Annotated in this window: 17 protein-coding genes; all 17 read left to right on the top strand. The window is 71.3% G+C overall.

What is annotated here, in order from left to right; all coding sequences use genetic code 11:
• The first annotated feature begins 23 nt into the window (after positions 1-23).
• The 17 genes from fliP to OD750_RS10060 all read left to right on the top strand — a co-directional run bounded on the left by fliP (position 24) and on the right by OD750_RS10060 (position 15,472).
• On the top strand, positions 24-716 hold the full coding sequence (fliP, locus tag OD750_RS09980; protein WP_263545327.1) for a flagellar type III secretion system pore protein FliP: 693 nt from the start codon (positions 24-26) through the stop codon (positions 714-716).
• Positions 713-982, top strand: a complete 270-nt coding sequence (locus OD750_RS09985; RefSeq protein WP_263545290.1) for a flagellar biosynthetic protein FliQ — start codon at positions 713-715, stop codon at positions 980-982. Before fliP ends, OD750_RS09985 begins: the two co-directional genes overlap by 4 nt.
• Positions 982-1,779 (top strand): flagellar biosynthetic protein FliR, encoded by a 798-nt coding sequence (fliR, locus tag OD750_RS09990; RefSeq protein WP_263545291.1) that lies wholly within the window; start codon positions 982-984, stop codon positions 1,777-1,779. Before OD750_RS09985 ends, fliR begins: the two co-directional genes overlap by 1 nt.
• Complete coding sequence (gene flhB / locus OD750_RS09995) at positions 1,779-2,930, top strand: flagellar biosynthesis protein FlhB (RefSeq protein ID WP_263545292.1); 1,152 nt, start codon at positions 1,779-1,781, stop codon at positions 2,928-2,930. Before fliR ends, flhB begins: the two co-directional genes overlap by 1 nt.
• 32 nt (positions 2,931-2,962) lie before the next feature.
• Entirely contained in the window at positions 2,963-5,026 is a 2,064-nt protein-coding gene (flhA, locus tag OD750_RS10000; RefSeq protein WP_263545293.1) for a flagellar biosynthesis protein FlhA, read from the top strand.
• 6 nt (positions 5,027-5,032) lie between these two features.
• A complete protein-coding gene (gene flhF / locus OD750_RS10005; RefSeq protein WP_263545294.1) occupies positions 5,033-6,244 on the top strand; it encodes a flagellar biosynthesis GTPase FlhF in 1,212 nt (403 codons plus the stop codon).
• On the top strand, positions 6,231-7,103 hold the full coding sequence (locus OD750_RS10010; protein ID WP_263545295.1) for a MinD/ParA family protein: 873 nt from the start codon (positions 6,231-6,233) through the stop codon (positions 7,101-7,103). Before flhF ends, OD750_RS10010 begins: the two co-directional genes overlap by 14 nt.
• 5 nt (positions 7,104-7,108) lie before the next feature.
• Entirely contained in the window at positions 7,109-7,876 is a 768-nt protein-coding gene (locus OD750_RS10015; protein ID WP_263545328.1) for an RNA polymerase sigma factor FliA, read from the top strand.
• Between the two features lie 14 nt (positions 7,877-7,890).
• On the top strand, positions 7,891-8,283 hold the full coding sequence (locus tag OD750_RS10020; RefSeq protein ID WP_263545296.1) for a chemotaxis response regulator CheY: 393 nt from the start codon (positions 7,891-7,893) through the stop codon (positions 8,281-8,283).
• Positions 8,280-8,924 (top strand): protein phosphatase CheZ, encoded by a 645-nt coding sequence (locus OD750_RS10025; RefSeq protein WP_263545297.1) that lies wholly within the window; start codon positions 8,280-8,282, stop codon positions 8,922-8,924. Before OD750_RS10020 ends, OD750_RS10025 begins: the two co-directional genes overlap by 4 nt.
• Entirely contained in the window at positions 8,924-10,618 is a 1,695-nt protein-coding gene (locus OD750_RS10030; protein WP_263545298.1) for a chemotaxis protein CheA, read from the top strand. Before OD750_RS10025 ends, OD750_RS10030 begins: the two co-directional genes overlap by 1 nt.
• Positions 10,619-10,656: 38 nt before the next feature.
• The gene (locus OD750_RS10035; RefSeq protein WP_263545299.1) at positions 10,657-11,397 is read left to right on the top strand and encodes a flagellar motor protein; all 741 of its coding nucleotides are present in this window, start codon (positions 10,657-10,659) and stop codon (positions 11,395-11,397) included.
• A 7-nt stretch (positions 11,398-11,404) separates the two neighbouring features.
• A complete protein-coding gene (motD, locus tag OD750_RS10040; RefSeq protein ID WP_263545300.1) occupies positions 11,405-12,307 on the top strand; it encodes a flagellar motor protein MotD in 903 nt (300 codons plus the stop codon).
• A gap of 1 nt (position 12,308) precedes the next feature.
• Complete coding sequence (locus OD750_RS10045) at positions 12,309-12,773, top strand: chemotaxis protein CheW (RefSeq protein WP_263545301.1); 465 nt, start codon at positions 12,309-12,311, stop codon at positions 12,771-12,773.
• 91 nt (positions 12,774-12,864) lie between these two features.
• Positions 12,865-13,149 carry an STAS domain-containing protein gene (locus OD750_RS10050; RefSeq protein ID WP_263545302.1) on the top strand — a complete coding sequence of 95 codons (285 nt, stop codon included), beginning with the start codon at positions 12,865-12,867 and terminating at the stop codon, positions 13,147-13,149.
• 5 nt (positions 13,150-13,154) lie between these two features.
• The gene (locus OD750_RS10055; RefSeq protein WP_425508224.1) at positions 13,155-13,514 is read left to right on the top strand and encodes a response regulator; all 360 of its coding nucleotides are present in this window, start codon (positions 13,155-13,157) and stop codon (positions 13,512-13,514) included.
• Between the two features lie 2 nt (positions 13,515-13,516).
• Positions 13,517-15,472 carry a chemotaxis protein CheA gene (locus OD750_RS10060; RefSeq protein WP_263545304.1) on the top strand — a complete coding sequence of 652 codons (1,956 nt, stop codon included), beginning with the start codon at positions 13,517-13,519 and terminating at the stop codon, positions 15,470-15,472.
• The last annotated feature ends 48 nt before the right edge of the window (positions 15,473-15,520 follow it).

Consider the following 15,520-nt stretch of genomic DNA (forward strand, 5'->3'; position numbering starts at 1 on the left):
CGGCCTGCGCGGCGCTGGCGGCGATGCCCCCGGCGTTCGCGGCCGCGGTACCGGATGTCACAGTGGCCAGCGTCGGCGGCCAGACGGTGAGCGTGCCGCTGCAGATCCTCGCGCTGATGACGTCGCTGACGGTGCTGCCGGCCGCGCTGCTCGCGCTCACCGGCTTCACCCGCATCATCATCGTGCTGGGCCTGCTGCGCCAGGCACTCGGCACCGGCCAGACGCCGTCCAACCAGGTGCTGATCGGCCTCGCGCTCGCGCTGACGGTGCTCGTGATGGCGCCGGTGTTCGACCAGGCCTGGACCGCCGGCATCGCGCCCTATCTCGACGGCAAGGCCGGGTTCGAGCCGTCGCTGCGCGCCGCCGTCGCGCCGCTGCGCGTGTTCATGCTGGCGCAGGTGCGCGACAACGACCTTGCGACCTTCGCCGGCCTCGCCGGCAACGCTCCGTACGCGTCGCCCGACGACGTGCCGTTCGCCGTGCTGTCGGCGAGCTTCGTCACCAGCGAGCTCAAGACCGCGTTCGAGATCGGCTTCCTGCTGTTCGTGCCGTTCGTCGTCATCGATCTCGTGGTGTCGAGCGTGCTCATGTCGATGGGCATGATGATGCTGTCGCCGATGCTGATCTCGGCGCCGTTCAAGATCCTCCTCTTCGTGCTGGTCGACGGCTGGACGCTGGTCGTGGGCTCGCTGGCCGGAAGCTTCCACCCGACATGACGCCCGAAACCGCCATGGCCCAATTGCAGGGCGCGCTGCAAGTCGCCCTGATCGTCGCCGCGCCGATGCTCGTCGCCGCGCTCGTGGTCGGCGTGGTCGTGGGCCTGCTGCAGGCCGCGACGCAGGTGAGCGAGCCGAGCATCGCCTTCGTCGCCAAGCTGGTCGCGCTGATGGCGGTGCTCGCCGGCACCGGCGCCTGGATGCTCGCGCGCCTCGTGCAGTTCACCGCGGCGCTGATCCAGGGCATTCCGCAGCTGGTGGGCTGATGGATACGCCGGCCGCGACGATGCTCGATGCGACGCAGTGGCTCGGCGAGCTGCGCAGCACCTGGTTCGCTTCCCTGCGCGTGGGCGCGATGTTCATGGCCGCGCCGCTGACCGGTTCGCGCGCCGTGCCGGTGACGGTGCGGCTGGTGCTGACCCTCGCGCTGTGCCTTTCGCTGGGACAGGTGCTGCCGGTACCGCCGCAGGCAACGTCCGGCGCGATCGACGGCCGTCTCGTACTCGCGATCGGGCGCGAGCTCGCCATCGGTGTGGCACTCGGCTTCTTCTACCGCATCGCCTTCGAGGCGGCGGCGCTCGCCGGCGAACTCGTGTCGCAGAGCGTGGGGCTGTCGTTCGCCCAGTGGATCGATCCGCTGCGCGGCGCATCCAGCGGCGTGATGGGACAGTGGTTCTGGCTCGCCGCCGGGTTCATGTTCTTCGCGTTGGACGGCCATCTCGCGCTGGTGCGGCTCGTCGCCGAGAGCTGGCGCGTGCTGCCGCCCGGCGCGGGCGCCGAGGGACTCGCGCCGCTCGCCGGCGCGCTGCCGGCGTTTCTCGCCCGGGCGCTCGTCGCGGGCGTGGGCCTTGCGCTGCCCATCGTCATCGCCCTGCTCATCGTCAACCTCGGCTTCGGCGTGCTCGCCCGCACCGCACCCTCGCTCAACCCGATCGCGATCGGCCTGCCCGCCACGCTGCTGGCCGGACTCGTCCTTCTGGGCGCCCTGCTGCCGCGGCTGGCGACGCCCTTCGCCGCGCTGTTCGAAGCGGCAGCCGGCATGCTGCCCGCGCCGGTGCCGTGATGGCCGACGCCGACGCCGAAGACCGCACCGAACAACCGACCGCCAAGCGCCTGCGCGAGGCGCGCGAGCGCGGCCAGATCGCGCGTTCTCGCGAACTCGGCGCGGCCGCGGCGCTCGGTGCCGGCACGCTGGCGCTGGCATCGACCGGCCCCTCGCTCGCCGCGGCCTGCGCGAGCTGGCTGCGCGGCGCGTTGTCGTTCACGCGCGCCGGCCTCGCCGAGCCCGACCTCGCCGCGCACGCGGGCCGGCTCGCACTCGATCTTTTCCTCATCGTCGCACCGCTGGTCGCCGCCGCGGTGTTCGCGGCGCTGGTCGCGCCGCTGGCGATGGGCGGCCTCGCCTTCAGCGTCAAGGCGATGACGCCGGATTTCTCGCGCCTGAATCCCGTCGCCGGACTGCGGCGGCTGGTCGAGCCGCGCGCGCTCGCCGAACTCGCCAAGGCGCTGCTGCGCGTCGCGCTGGTCGGCGCCGTGGCGTGGTTCGCGCTGCGCGCGCGCATCGTCGAGTTCCTGTCGCTCGCGGCCGTGCCGGTGCCGCTCGCGATCGCTCATGGCGCGTCGCTCGTGCTGTTCGCGCTCGCCGCGCTGACGCTCGCGCTGGTCGGGATCGCCGCGATCGACGTGCCCTACCAGCTGTGGCGGCACCGGCGCGATCTGCGCATGACGCGCGAGGAAATCCGCGACGAGCTGAAGGAGAGCGAGGGACGCCCCGAGGTGAAGGGCCGCATTCGGCGCCTGCAGCACCAGATGGCGAATCGCCGCATGCTCGAAGCGGTCCCGCGCGCGGACGCCGTCGTGGTGAACCCGACGCACTACGCCGTCGCGCTCGCCTACGACGGCAAGCGCATGCGCGCGCCGCGCGTCGTCGCCAAGGGCGTCGACCTGATCGCGCAGGCGATCCGCGAAACGGCACAGCGCCACGGCGTCGCGATCGTCGAAGCGCCTTCCCTGGCACGCGCCTTGTATCGGCAGGTGGAGCTCGATCGCGAAGTCCCGGTTGCGCTCTACGCCGCCGTCGCGCAGGTGCTGACCTTCATTTACCAGCTGCGCGCCTGGCGCCGGCACGGCGGACGCATGCCACAGCCGCCGACGCTCGGCCCCGGCGAAACGCCGGGCGGCGAAGCCGACCCCGATTCCAAACCCGATCTGTGACGCGCGGTCCGCCGCGCGAAGGCGAACCGCGCATGGCCGACCTCACCGCAAGCCGCATCCGTCTGATCGAAGTGCTGCGCCACGGACTCGGGGTGCCGCTCGTCATCGTCGCGCTGCTCGCGATGATCGTCGTGCCGCTGCCGACGCCGCTGCTCGACGCGCTCTTCAGCTTCAACATCGCCTTGTCGATGCTGATCCTGCTGGCGGTGGTGTACGTGCAGCGCCCGCTCGAACTGGCGGTGTTCCCGACCGTGCTGCTGATCGTCACGCTGCTGCGGCTCTCGCTCAACGTGGCATCCACGCGCGTGGTGCTGCTCCACGGCCACACCGGTCACGGCGCGGCGGGCCGCGTGATCGAGGCGTTCGGCGAATTCGTGATCGGCGGCAACTACGCGGTGGGCTTCGTCGTGTTCGCGATCCTCACCATCATCAACTTCGTGGTTGTGACGAAGGGCTCGGGCCGCATCTCGGAAGTGTCCGCGCGCTTCGTGCTCGATGCGCTGCCCGGCAAGCAGATGGCGATCGACGCCGACCTCAACGCCGGACTCCTGACGCGCGAGGAAGCGCGCGTCAGGCGCGACGAAGTGCGCGAAGAAGCGGACTTCTACGGTTCGATGGACGGCGCCAGCAAGTTCATCCGCGGCGACGCGATCGCCGGCATCCTGATCCTCTTCATCAACGTGCTGGGCGGCCTCGGCATCGGCGTGATCCAGCACGGCCTCGCCTTCGGCGACGCCGCGCGCACCTACACGCTGCTGGCGATCGGCGACGGACTCGTCGCGCAGCTCCCGGCGCTGCTCACCTCCACCGCGGTGGCGATCCTCGTTACCCGCGTGTCGAAGGCGCAGGACATGGGGCGCACGCTGGTCGGCGTGTTCGGCCACCAGAAGGCGATGGCCGTGACGGCGGCGGTGATCGGCGCGGTGGGCCTCGTGCCCGGCATGCCGAACGTCGCGTTCCTGCTGCTGGCGGCCGTGATCGGCTATCTCGCCTGGCGCATGGCGCGCAAGGCGCGTCCCGCCCAGGCCGCAGGCGCCGCCGCGGCCGCCCTGCCGCCGCCCGCGCCGCCGGAGCTGTCGTGGGAAGACGTCGCCCCGCACGACGCGCTGGGGCTCGAACTCGGCTATCGCCTGATCGCGCTGGTCGACCGAGACCACGGCGGCGAACTGATGGCGCGCATCAAGGGCGTGCGCCGCAAGCTCACCCAGGACCTCGGCTTCCTCGTGCCCTCGGTGCACATCCGGGACAACCTCGAGCTGGCGCCGACGGCCTACCGCCTGCTGCTGCACGGCGTGGCCGTCGCCGGCGGCGAGGTATACGTCGACCGCGAGCTCGCGCTCAACGCCGGTCGGCAGGCCTTCGGCATCGACGGCATCCCCACGCGAGACCCGGCATTCGGCCTGGAGGCGCTGTGGATCGCGCCGTCGTCGCGCGCCGCGGCGGAGGCCCAAGGCATGACCGTGGTGGATCCGGCGACGGTGATCGCCACGCATCTGTCGCACGTGGTGCGCGGGCACGCCGCCGACCTCATGGGACACGAGGAGGCCCTGCAGCTCGTCGCGACGCTCGCGCGTGCAGCGCCGAAGCTCGCCGAGGACCTGACGCCGAAGACGCTGCCGCTCGCGGTCGTGGTGCGGGTGCTGCAGAACCTGCTGGTCGAGAACGTGCCGTTGCGGCAGATGCGCCGCATCGCCGAGGCGCTCGTCGAGCACGGGGCGCACAGTCAGGATCCCGGCGCGCTCACCGCGGCGGTCCGAACCGCGCTCGGTCGCTTCATTGTGCAGGAAATCAACGGCTTGGCGCCGGAACTGGCGATTTATACATTGTCGCCGACACTGGAACGCGTGTTGCAGGAATCGGTCAGCGTCAACGCATCATCGCTGGAGCCGAACCTTGCGAAACGTCTGCACCAGGCACTCGAAGAGTGCGTCAAGCGGCAGGAACTCGCCGGCGAACCCGCCGTCGTGGTCGTCCCCGGCGTCGTGCGCTCGCTCGTCGCGAAACTCGCGCGGCACAGCATCCCCGGCCTGCACGTGCTGGCCTACCACGAAATTCCCGACGACAAGCGTCTGCGTCTCGTCGGCACCTTGGGCTGACCTGCCATGAAGATCAAGCGATTCGTCGCCCCGGACATGCGTTCGGCGCTCGCCCAGGTGCGCGACGAGCAAGGCCCCGACGCGGTCATCCTCTCCAATCGCCGCGTCGACGGCGGCATCGAGGTGGTAGCCGCGACCGACTTCGACGAAGCGCTCGTGCGGCAGGCGTCCCGGGCGTTCGCACCGCCCGCTGCGCCGCCCGTCGAACGCCAGGCCGCGCGACCCGCGGAGCGGCCCTCCGCACCGCCGGCGACGGCGCCCGTACAGGTGCCCGTTGCGATGCCGGCCGCGACCCAGGCCGCTGCCGCCGGTGCGTCCGCGTCCGACGCCGTCATCGGCGAGCTGCGCCGCGAACTCGTCGCGATGCGCGCGATGTTCGAGCGCGAGGTCGCGCGCTTCAGCGACGAACGCCTGCGCGCCGCACCCGGCCGCGCCGCGGCGCTGGAAGACCTCGACGGTTGCGGCTGCGACGCCGAGGTGGCGCGCGGCATCGTCGACAAGATCCCGGCGGATGCCGATCCGCGGCGGGCGCGCGCCTTTCAGCTCGCGATCCTCGCCAAGTCGCTGACCACGCCGGTCCGCGAACCCATCGCCGACGGCGGCGTGATCGCCCTGGTCGGGCCCACCGGCGTCGGCAAGACCACGACGCTCGCCAAGCTCGCCGCCCGCTACGCCCACACTCACGGCACGCGCGACGTGGCGCTCGTGACGACCGACGCGTTTCGCATCGGCGCGCGCGAGCAACTGCACACCTACGGCCGCCTGCTTGGCATGCCCGTGGCCGAAGCTTCCAGCGAAGCCGAAATCGCCGCCGCGCTCGAGCGCCTGTCCGACTACCGGCTCGTCCTGGTCGACACGGCCGGCATGAGCCAGCGCGACCGCGCGCTCGCCGCCCAGCTTTCGTGGCTGGCGCGAGACCGGCGCATCCGCAGCTACCTCGTGATGCCGGCGAACGCGCAGCCGGCCGACCTCGACGACGTCGTGCGCCGTTTCGCGCCCGCGTCGCCCGCCGGCGTGGTGCTGACCAAGCTCGACGAAACCAGCCGCCTCGGCGCGGTGCTGTCGGTGACGATCCGTCATCGCCTGCCGATCGCCTACGTCACCGACGGCCAGCGCGTACCCGAAGACCTCTACCCCGCAGAGCCGCAGCGGCTCGCCCTGCGTGTCCGCGAACTGCGCCGGTCGGCGCTCGAGGAAACCCGCCATGCCGCAGCGTGAAACGACCCTGCCCGGCCAGGCCGAGGGCCTGTCGCTCCAGCGCCGCCCCGTGCGCGTCGTCGCCGTCGCCAGCGGCAAGGGCGGCGTCGGCAAGACCTGCGTGTCGGTCAACCTCGCCGTCGCGCTCGCCGGCGCGGGACAGCGCACCCTGCTGTTCGACGCCGACCTCGGCCTCGCCAACGTCGACGTGCTGCTCGGACTGCAGCCGCGCTACACGCTCGCCGACGTGCTCGAAGGGCGCTGCACGGTGGACGACGCGGTGATCGAAGGCCCGCGCGGCCTCGCCGTGGTGCCCGCGGCTTCCGGCAAGCGGCGCATGGCCGAGCTCTCCACCGGCGAACACGTCGGCGTCGTCCGCGCCTTCTCCGAGATGCGCCGCGACGTCGACGTCATGATCGTCGACACCGCCGCGGGCATCTGCGACAGCGTGCTGACGTTCGGCCAGGCGGCGCAGGACGTCGTCGTGGTCGTGTGCAACGAACCGGCTTCGATCACCGACGCTTACGCGCTGATCAAGGTGCTGTCGCGCGAACGCGGCGTCGCCCGGGTGCAGGTGCTGGCGAACATGGTGCGCGGCGCCGACGAGGGCCGCGAGCTGTTCGGCAAGCTCGTGCGCGTCAGCGAACGCTTCCTCGACGTCACCCTGAGCCACCTCGGCAGCGTGCCGCACGACGAATGGATGCGCCGCGCGGTACAGCGTCAGCAGGCCGCCGTCGAAGCCTATCCCGGTTGCGCCTCCTCGCGCGCGCTCGCCGACGTCGCGCGACGCATAGGCCAGTGGCGCCCGCCGCAAGGCGCGCGCGGGCCGGTCGAATTCTTCGTCGAGCGCCTGGTCACCAGCGCCGGAGTTTCCGCATGAACGCAATGCCTTTCCCTCTCGGAACCCCTCGGGCACACGCCCACGCGGAATACCGCGCCGCAGGCCGCGACAGTCTCGCGGAACTCGTGGAACGGCACACCGCGCTCGTGTCGCGCCTGGCGCACCACCTCTGCGCGCGCCTGCCGGCGAACGTCGATGTCGGCGATCTCGTGCAGGCCGGCATGATCGGGCTGATCGAAGCCTCGCGCAGCTACGACGCCGCGCAGGGCGCGTCGTTCGAAACCTACGCCTCGATCCGCATCCGCGGCGCGATGCTCGACGAAGTGCGCAAGGGCGACTGGATGCCCCGCTCGGTGCACCGCCGCGCGCGCGAGGCGGCCCAGGCCGTGCGGGACATCGAGCAGCGCACCGGGCGCGCCGCCGCGCCGGCCGATGTCGCGCGCGCGCTGGGCATGTCGCGCGAGGACTACGATCACCTGCTCGAGGACGCCGTCCGCGGCCAGGTGCTGAGCCTCGATATGCACGTGGAGGAGCACGGCGACGCGCGCCTGCCCGCGCTCCAGGCCGACGCGAGCCCGTCCGGCCGCTACGAGAGCGCGAAGTTCAGCGCGGCGCTGGCCGAGGCCATCGGCGGGCTGCCCGAGCGCGAGGCGCTCGTGCTCTCGCTCTATTACGAACAGGAACTCAACCTGCGCGAGATCGGCGCGACGCTCGGCGTCTCCGAATCCCGCGTCTGCCAGATCCACGGCCAGGCACTGCTGCGCGTGCGTTCGCGCCTGGCCGGCTGGATCGACGACACCGCTTGCGCCTGACCCCGGACCCCGCCATGGACAAGAAAATCAAGATACTCATCGTCGACGACTTCTCCACAATGCGCCGCATCGTGAAGAACCTCCTCAACGACCTCGGGTTCTCCGATACCGCCGAGGCGGAGGACGGCCAGGGCGCGCTGGCGCACCTGCGGTCGAACCGCTGCGATCTCGTGGTGACCGACTGGAACATGCCCGGCATGAGCGGCATCGAGCTCTTGCGCGCGATCCGCGCCGACGCCCAGTTCGCCAAGCTGCCGGTGCTCATGGTCACCGCCGAGGCGAACCGCGACCAGATCATCGAGGCGGCGCGCTGCGGCGTGAACGGCTACATCATCAAGCCGTTCACGGCGAACACGCTGGAGGAAAAACTCACCAAGATCTTCGAACGCCTGGAGGCCGCAGCATGAACGCCCCCGCCCCCGTCCCGGCCGCGCCGATCGAAGACCCCGCGCGCATCGTCGAACTGCTCACCCGCGCGCTGCATGCGGTCGAAGCGGACGACGCCGCCCGCTACCGCGAATGCATCGACGCGCTCGCCGAATGGCGCACGCGCCCTCTTTACGCCACCTTCGGCCGCCTCGCCCGCGAGATCGCCGAGGCCATGTCGTCGCTGCCCGTCGATTCGCGCCTGGGCGCGCTCGCCGGCTGCGAGCTGCCCGATGCGCGGGCACGGCTCGACTTCGTCACGCACATGACGGAAGAAGCGACGCACCGCACGCTCGACCTCGTCGAGGAGAACCGCCGCCTGCTCGACGAGATCGACGCGGCGACCGATCCCGCCGCGGTGCACGCCGCGGTGCTCGCGCTGCGCGCCAACCTCTCGCAGATGGCGCTGGCGCAGGAATACCAGGACCTGACCGGGCAGATCATCCGCCGGGTCACCGAAATCGTGGGACGTGTCGAGACCGCGCTTGCCGACTGCGGCGTGACCTTCGAGCCCGCCGCGCGTTCGCCGGTGCGTTCGTTCGGTCCGGCCATCAAGCATCTCGACGCGCCCGCCGTCTCGCAGAACGACGCCGACGCGCTGCTGTCGGACCTCGGCTTCTGATGAGCGGCCACGCCTCCGACGTCGTCGCCGACTTCATCGTCGAAGCGAACGAGATCGTCGATCGCCTCGGTGAGGATCTCGTCTCGCTCGAGCAGCGCCCGGGCGACCGCGAACTCCTCAATGCGATCTTCCGCGGCTTCCACACGATCAAGGGCGGTGCCGGCTTTTTCGATTTCGCGCCGCTCGTCGCCGTCTGCCACGGCGTGGAGGAACTCTTCAACCGCCTGCGCGCGGGCAACGGCGAGGTCGACCGCGGCGTGTTCGACGCGGCGCAGGCTTCGCTCGACGCCGTCGCCGGCATGATGCGTTCGATCGCGGCCGGCACCGCGCCGGGCTCCGCGCCGCCGGCGCTGCTCGACGCGCTCCAGGCCGCCACGATGCAGGCCTGCCCGCCCGCACCGGCCGCCGCGGCGTCGTCTTCCGCGCCCGTCAGCGACGAGGAGTTCGACCGGCTGCTGGACGCTTTCCACAACGCGCCGTCCCCGTCCGTGCCGGCTGCGGCCGTTTCCGTCCCGGAAGCGGCGGCCGAACCGCCGCGCGCCGCCGCGGTGCAACCCTCGACGCGCGTCGAAACGCACCGGCTGGACAGCCTCATGAATCTTGCCGGCGAACTCGTGCTCGCGAGCAACCGGCTCAAGTCGCTGCGCCGGCGCTTTCGCGACGAGGCGCTCGAGCGCGCCGTCGGCAATCTCGACGTGGTCACCGGCCGCCTGCAAAACGCCGTGATGCGGCTGCGCATGCAGCCGGTCGGCCGCGCTTTTTCCCGGTTTCCGAAAGTGGTGCGCGACGTCGCGCGGCAGCTGCACAAGGAAGTCGCGCTCGTGCTCGCGGGCGAAGAGACGGAACTCGACAAGAACGTCGTCGAGGCGCTCGCCGATCCGCTGGTGCACCTCGTGCGCAATGCGATAGACCACGGCATCGAACCGCCCGACGTTCGCGAACGCCGCGGCAAGCCGCGGCAAGGCCGGCTCGAACTGTCCGCGTCGCAGGAGGGCGACCACATCCTCGTCGTCGTCGCCGACGACGGCGGCGGCATCGACCCCGAGGCGCTGCGCGAAGAGGCGCGTGCGCGCGGCCTGGTCGACGCCGAGAGCGCCGCGCGCATGAGCACCGAGGACTGCTACGACCTGATCTTCCTGCCCGGCTTTTCCACCCGCGAGGCGGTCAGCGAGATCTCCGGCCGCGGCGTCGGCATGGACGTGGTGAAGACCCGCATCGCCGCCGTCAGCGGCCGCGTGGCGGTGCGCAGCGACCTCGGCCGCGGCACGCGATTCGAGATCCGCGTGCCGCTGACGCTCGCCGTGCTGCCGACGCTGCTGGTCGCCTGCGCGAAGCGCGTCTACGCGTTGCCGCTCGCGTCCGTGCAGGAGGTATTCACGTTCGCGCCCTCGCAGCGACGGTGGCTCCAAGGCCGCGAGGTGCTCGATACACGCGGCGAGGCGCTGCCGCTGGTCGCGCTGGGCATGTGGCTCGATACCGCCGGCACGCGCTCGGGCGAGGCGTTCGTCGTCGTCGTCGGCCAGGGCGGACGGCGCGTGGGGCTGCTGGTCGACGAAGTGCACGGGCGCGAGGACGTCGTTATCAAGCCGCTGCCCGGACTGGTGCACGGCACCGCGGGCTATGCCGGCGCGGCGATCATCGGCGACGGCAGGCTCGCGCCGATCCTCGACGCCGAGACGTTCCTGGCCGCCTGACGGCTCAAGCCGCCGGCGATCCTGCCGATATTCCACACATGGACATCCTCACTCTCGTCGGCCTCGTACTCGCGCTGGTGGCGCTCCTGGTGGGCGCCGTGCTCAAGGGCGCGGGCCTCAGCGCGCTGTGGTCTTCCGCGGCGTTCGTGATCGTGATCATCGGCACGCTCGCGGCCATCTTCGTGCAGACGCCGATGTCGACCTTCAAGCGCGCGCTCGGCATCGTCGCCTGGGTGTTCAAGCCGCCGGCCAGCGGCGCCGAGGCGCTGATCGCGCAAGTGGTCGAGTGGAGCGGCGTCGCGCGCAAGCAGGGCCTTCTGGGCCTCGAGAACCAGATCGCCTCGCAGGACGACCCCTTCGTCAAGCGCGGCCTGCAGATGCTGGTGGATGGCAGCGAACCCGACGCGATCCGCGACACGCTCGAAACCGACATGTCCACGACCGAGCACGCCGACCTCGCCGCCGCCAAAGTGTTCGAAGGCATGGGCATCTACTCGCCCACGCTCGGCATCATCGGCGCCGTGCTCGGCCTCATCGCGGTGATGAAGAATCTCGCCGACCCGAGCAAGCTCGGGCACGGCATCGCCGCCGCGTTCACCGCCACGATCTACGGCATCGGCGCCGCAAATCTTGTATTTCTTCCTTTTGCAAACAAGTTGAAAGGCGTCGTCGCGCAGCGCACGCGCGAACGCGAACTGCTCGTCGCGGGCCTCATCGCCATCGCTCACGGCGAGAACCCGCGGAACATCGAAGCCAAGCTGCAGGCTTTCCTGCACTGAGACCGCCATGGCGCGCAAGAAGCACCACGAGGAACATGCCAACCACGAGGCCTGGGCGATCCCCTACGGCGACCTCGTGACCCTGCTGCTCGCCTTCTTCGTCGTGATGTATTCCATCTCGTCGGTGAACGAGGGCAAGTACCGCGTGCTGGCCGACTCGCTGTCCGAAGCGTTCGGCGGTCCGCCGCGCTCGGTCAAGCCCTTGCAGCTCGGCCGCGTGCAGCAGCGCGGTTCGCAGAACGAATCCGCCACTATGGTGGCCAACAAGCTGCCGCGCAGCGCCCTCGCCTCGCGCATGATCAGCGACCTGCCGACGCGACCGCAGATGCGGCTCGCCGTCGAGACCGGCTCGCCCGACGCCGCCACGGCACGCTACGCGCGGGCGCGCGAAAAGCTCGAGACGATCGCCGTGCGCGTGGAAGAAGCGCTCGCGCCGCTGATCCGCGCCGATCTCGTCGTCGTCACCCGCACGCCGCTGTGGCTCGAGGTGGAGGTGAAGGCGGACATCCTGTTCGACTCGGGTTCCGCCGCGCCGCGCGAGGACGCGTGCGCGACGATCGCGCGGCTCGGCCAGACGCTGGCGCCGTTCCCGAACGGCATCCGCATCGAGGGACACACCGACGACCGCCCGATCGCCACGGCCGCGTTTCCGTCCAACTGGGAGCTCTCGGCCGCGCGTGCCGCGAGCGTCGTGCGCCTGTTCGCGGCCGAAGGCGTCGCGCCGGCGCGCATGACGGTGATCGGCTACGGCCAGGAACGTCCGAAGGCCGACAACGCCGACATCGACGGCCGCAGCGAGAACCGGCGCGTCGTGCTGGCCATCCTCGCCACGCCCGACGAACCCGGCACGAGCGCGGCCGAAACGACCACCGCGCAAGCGTCGGTCGCGCGTTCCGGCGAGGCCGGCTGACGTGGCCGCCTGCGCCTTTCGCGCCAGCGCCGCCTCGTCCGCCGCGAGCCGCGAACAGCGCTGGCTGCTGCTGCGCGCGGGCGACCGCACCTGCGCCGTCGAGCTGCTGGCGGTGCAGGAAGTGCAGCGCGTGAGCGACATCGTGCCGCTGCGCGGGGTCCGCGGCGACATCGTCGGCATCGTCAACCTGCGCGGGCAGATCGTGCCCGTGATCGATCTCGCGCGGCGGCTGTGCTTCGAACGCGCCGCGATCGACGACGCCTCGCGCATCGTCGTGCTCGAACGCGGCGGCGCCCTGGCCGGGCTGCTGGTTTCCGCCGTCACGGAAGTCGTCACGTTTCCCGACGCGGCGCTCGAGCGCCTGTCGACGCCCTTCAACGAAATCTCCGACCCGTCGCTCGCCGGCCTGACGCGCCACGGCGGCGCCTTCGCGCTGCTGCTCGACGCCGACGCGCTGGTGCGCTGAGCGCGACGCCGTGTTTGAAAATTTCCGCATCCGCTCAAGTCGCGCGCGATGCGGCCGATACACCCCTCAACGCATGTCGAACGAGGACGCCATGAACCGCCTCACGCTGGAATCCGACCTGGGCATCGAATCCGTCGATGCCCTCAAGCACACGCTGATGCCGCTGGTGGCCGAGCACGACGTGGTCGTGCTCGACGCCAGCGGCGTCGACCGCATCCACAGCGCCGCGCTGCAGACCCTGTGCGCGTTCGCGCTCGAACGCCGCGCCGCCGGCCGCGCCCTGCGCTATGACGGCGTCGCGCCGGAGTTCGCGGACGCCGCACGCCTGCTCGCCCTCGACGTGCCGCTGGGACTCGCGGCCGGAGGCGTGTCGTGAGCGCGCTGCGCGTGCTGGCGGTGGACGACTCGCCGACCATGCGGCAGATGGTGGCCTTCTCGCTGCGCGAGGCCGGCTTCGAGGTGAGCGAGGCCGAGGACGGCGCCGATGCGCTGGCCAAGGCACGGCAGGAAAAATACTCCTGCGTCGTCGCCGACGTGAACATGCCGAAGATGGACGGCATCACGCTGATCCGCGAACTGCGGCGGCTGCCGGACTATCGCTTCACGCCGCTGCTCATGCTCACCACCGAGTCGGGCGGCGAGAAGAAGCTCGAAGGCAAGGCCGCCGGCGCCACCGGCTGGATCGTCAAGCCGTTCGACCCGCAGCAGCTGGTCGCGACGATCCGCAAGGTGCTGGGCTGACCATGGCCGCGATCGATCTTGCGCAGTTCCAGGCGACGTTCTTCGCCGAAAGCCGCGAGGGACTGGACGCGATGGAGGCGGGCCTGCTCGCGCTGGAAAGCGGCGCGGCGAATGCCGAGACGATCAACACGGTGTTCCGCGCCGCGCATTCGATGAAGGGCGGCGCCGCCACGTTCGGATTCACCGCGATCACCGACACCACGCACCTCGCCGAGACGCTGCTCGACCAGCTGCGCGCCGGCAGGCGTGCCGCGGACGCGGCGTTCGTCGACGCGCTGCTGGCGACGGTGGACGCGCTGCGGGCAATGCTCGATGCGGCCGAACGCGGCCTCGACGCGCCGGCCGGCATCGTGCGCGCGACCTGCTCCCGGCTCGACGGCCTGCTCGGCGCCGCATCGGCGCCGGCCGCCTCCGCGGCTGCCGCGCCGCCGACCGGTGGCTGGCGCATCCACTTTCGGCCGCGACCGGGGCTCTACGCGAGCGGCAATGATCCCTCGCGCCTCCTGCGCGAGCTCGACGCGCTCGGCCGCGCGCGCGTGACCTGCGACCTGGCCGACCTGCCGCCGCTCTCCGCGCTCGACCCGGTCGAAGCGCGCCTGGCCTGGCGCATCGACCTCGAAGGCGACATACCGCGCGACGCGGTCGACGGCGTCTTCGCCTGGGTCGACACCGAATGCGACCTCGACATCGCACCGCTACCCGCGATCGCCACGCCCGCGGCGGCGCCTCCCGCCGACGCCCCCGAAACGCGCGCCGCCGGGTCGGGCGCCATCGAACCGGGCGAGCACGCCGAGACGTCGATGCGCGTGGCCGTGCCGAAGATCGACGCGTTGATCAACCTCGTCGGCGAGCTGGTGATCAACCAGGCGTCGCTCAAGCAGCGCGCGAGCCTGCTCGACGCCGCGGCCGCCGAATCGCTCGGCGCCTGCCTCGACGAGATCGAGCGCAACACGCGCGACCTGCAGGAAGCCGTGATGGCCGTGCGCATGGTGCCGGTCGAAGCGCTGTTCTCGCGCTTCCCGCGCCTGGTGCGCGACCTCGCCGCGCGCCTTTCCAAAAAAGTGCAATTGCAGACTTCTGGAGAAGGCACCGAACTCGACAAGGGCGTCATCGAGCGCATCGTCGATCCGCTCGTGCACCTCGTCCGCAATGCGCTGGACCACGGCCTCGAGCCGCCGGAGGACCGGCTTCGCGCCGGCAAGCCGGCTGCGGGCACGATTTCGCTGTCCGCGTCGCACCAGGGCGGCAGCATCGTCATCGAAGTGACCGACGACGGCCGCGGCATCGATCGCGCGCGCCTCGTCGCGAAAGCGGCCGAACGCGGCATCGCGGTCGATCCCGGCGCGTCCGACGCGGAAATCTGGCAGCTGGTGTTCCATCCCGGACTGTCGACGGCCGGCGCGATCACCGACATCTCCGGCCGCGGCGTCGGCATGGACGTGGTGCGCCGGAACATCCTCGCGCTCGGCGGCGAAGTCGCCATCGCCAGCGAGCCCGGCGCGGGAACCCGCGTCACCGTGCGCCTGCCGCTCACGCTCGCGATCCTCGACGGCATGTCGGTCGCGGTCGACGGCGAGACCTACGTCCTGCCGCTCGGCTACGTCGTCGAGTCGCTGCAGGTGCGGCCGGCCGACGTGAACCTCGTCGCCGCCCGGCATCGCGTTTTGCGCGTGCGCGGCGAGTACCTGCCGTTGCTGGCGATGCGCGAGCTGTTCGGCAGCCCCGGCGCGGCCGGTGCGCAGCGCCAGCCGGTCGCGGTCGTCGTGGAAAGCGACGGGCGCAAGCTCGCGCTCGAGATCGACGAACTGGTCGGCCAGCAGCAGGTGGTGGTCAAGAGCATCGAATCGAACTACCGGCGCGTCGACGGCGTATCCGGCGCGACGATCCTGGGCGACGGCCGCGTCGCGCTGATCGTCGACGTCGGCGGCCTCGCCCGCCGCTACGCACGCGTCGCCTGAAGGAGCCCACGCATGATCGACATCGACAAACCCTCGCCGCCCGCGCGC

The organism is Tahibacter soli, assembly GCF_025717065.2.
GTDB classification, from domain to species: Bacteria; Pseudomonadota; Gammaproteobacteria; order Xanthomonadales; family Rhodanobacteraceae; genus Tahibacter; species Tahibacter soli.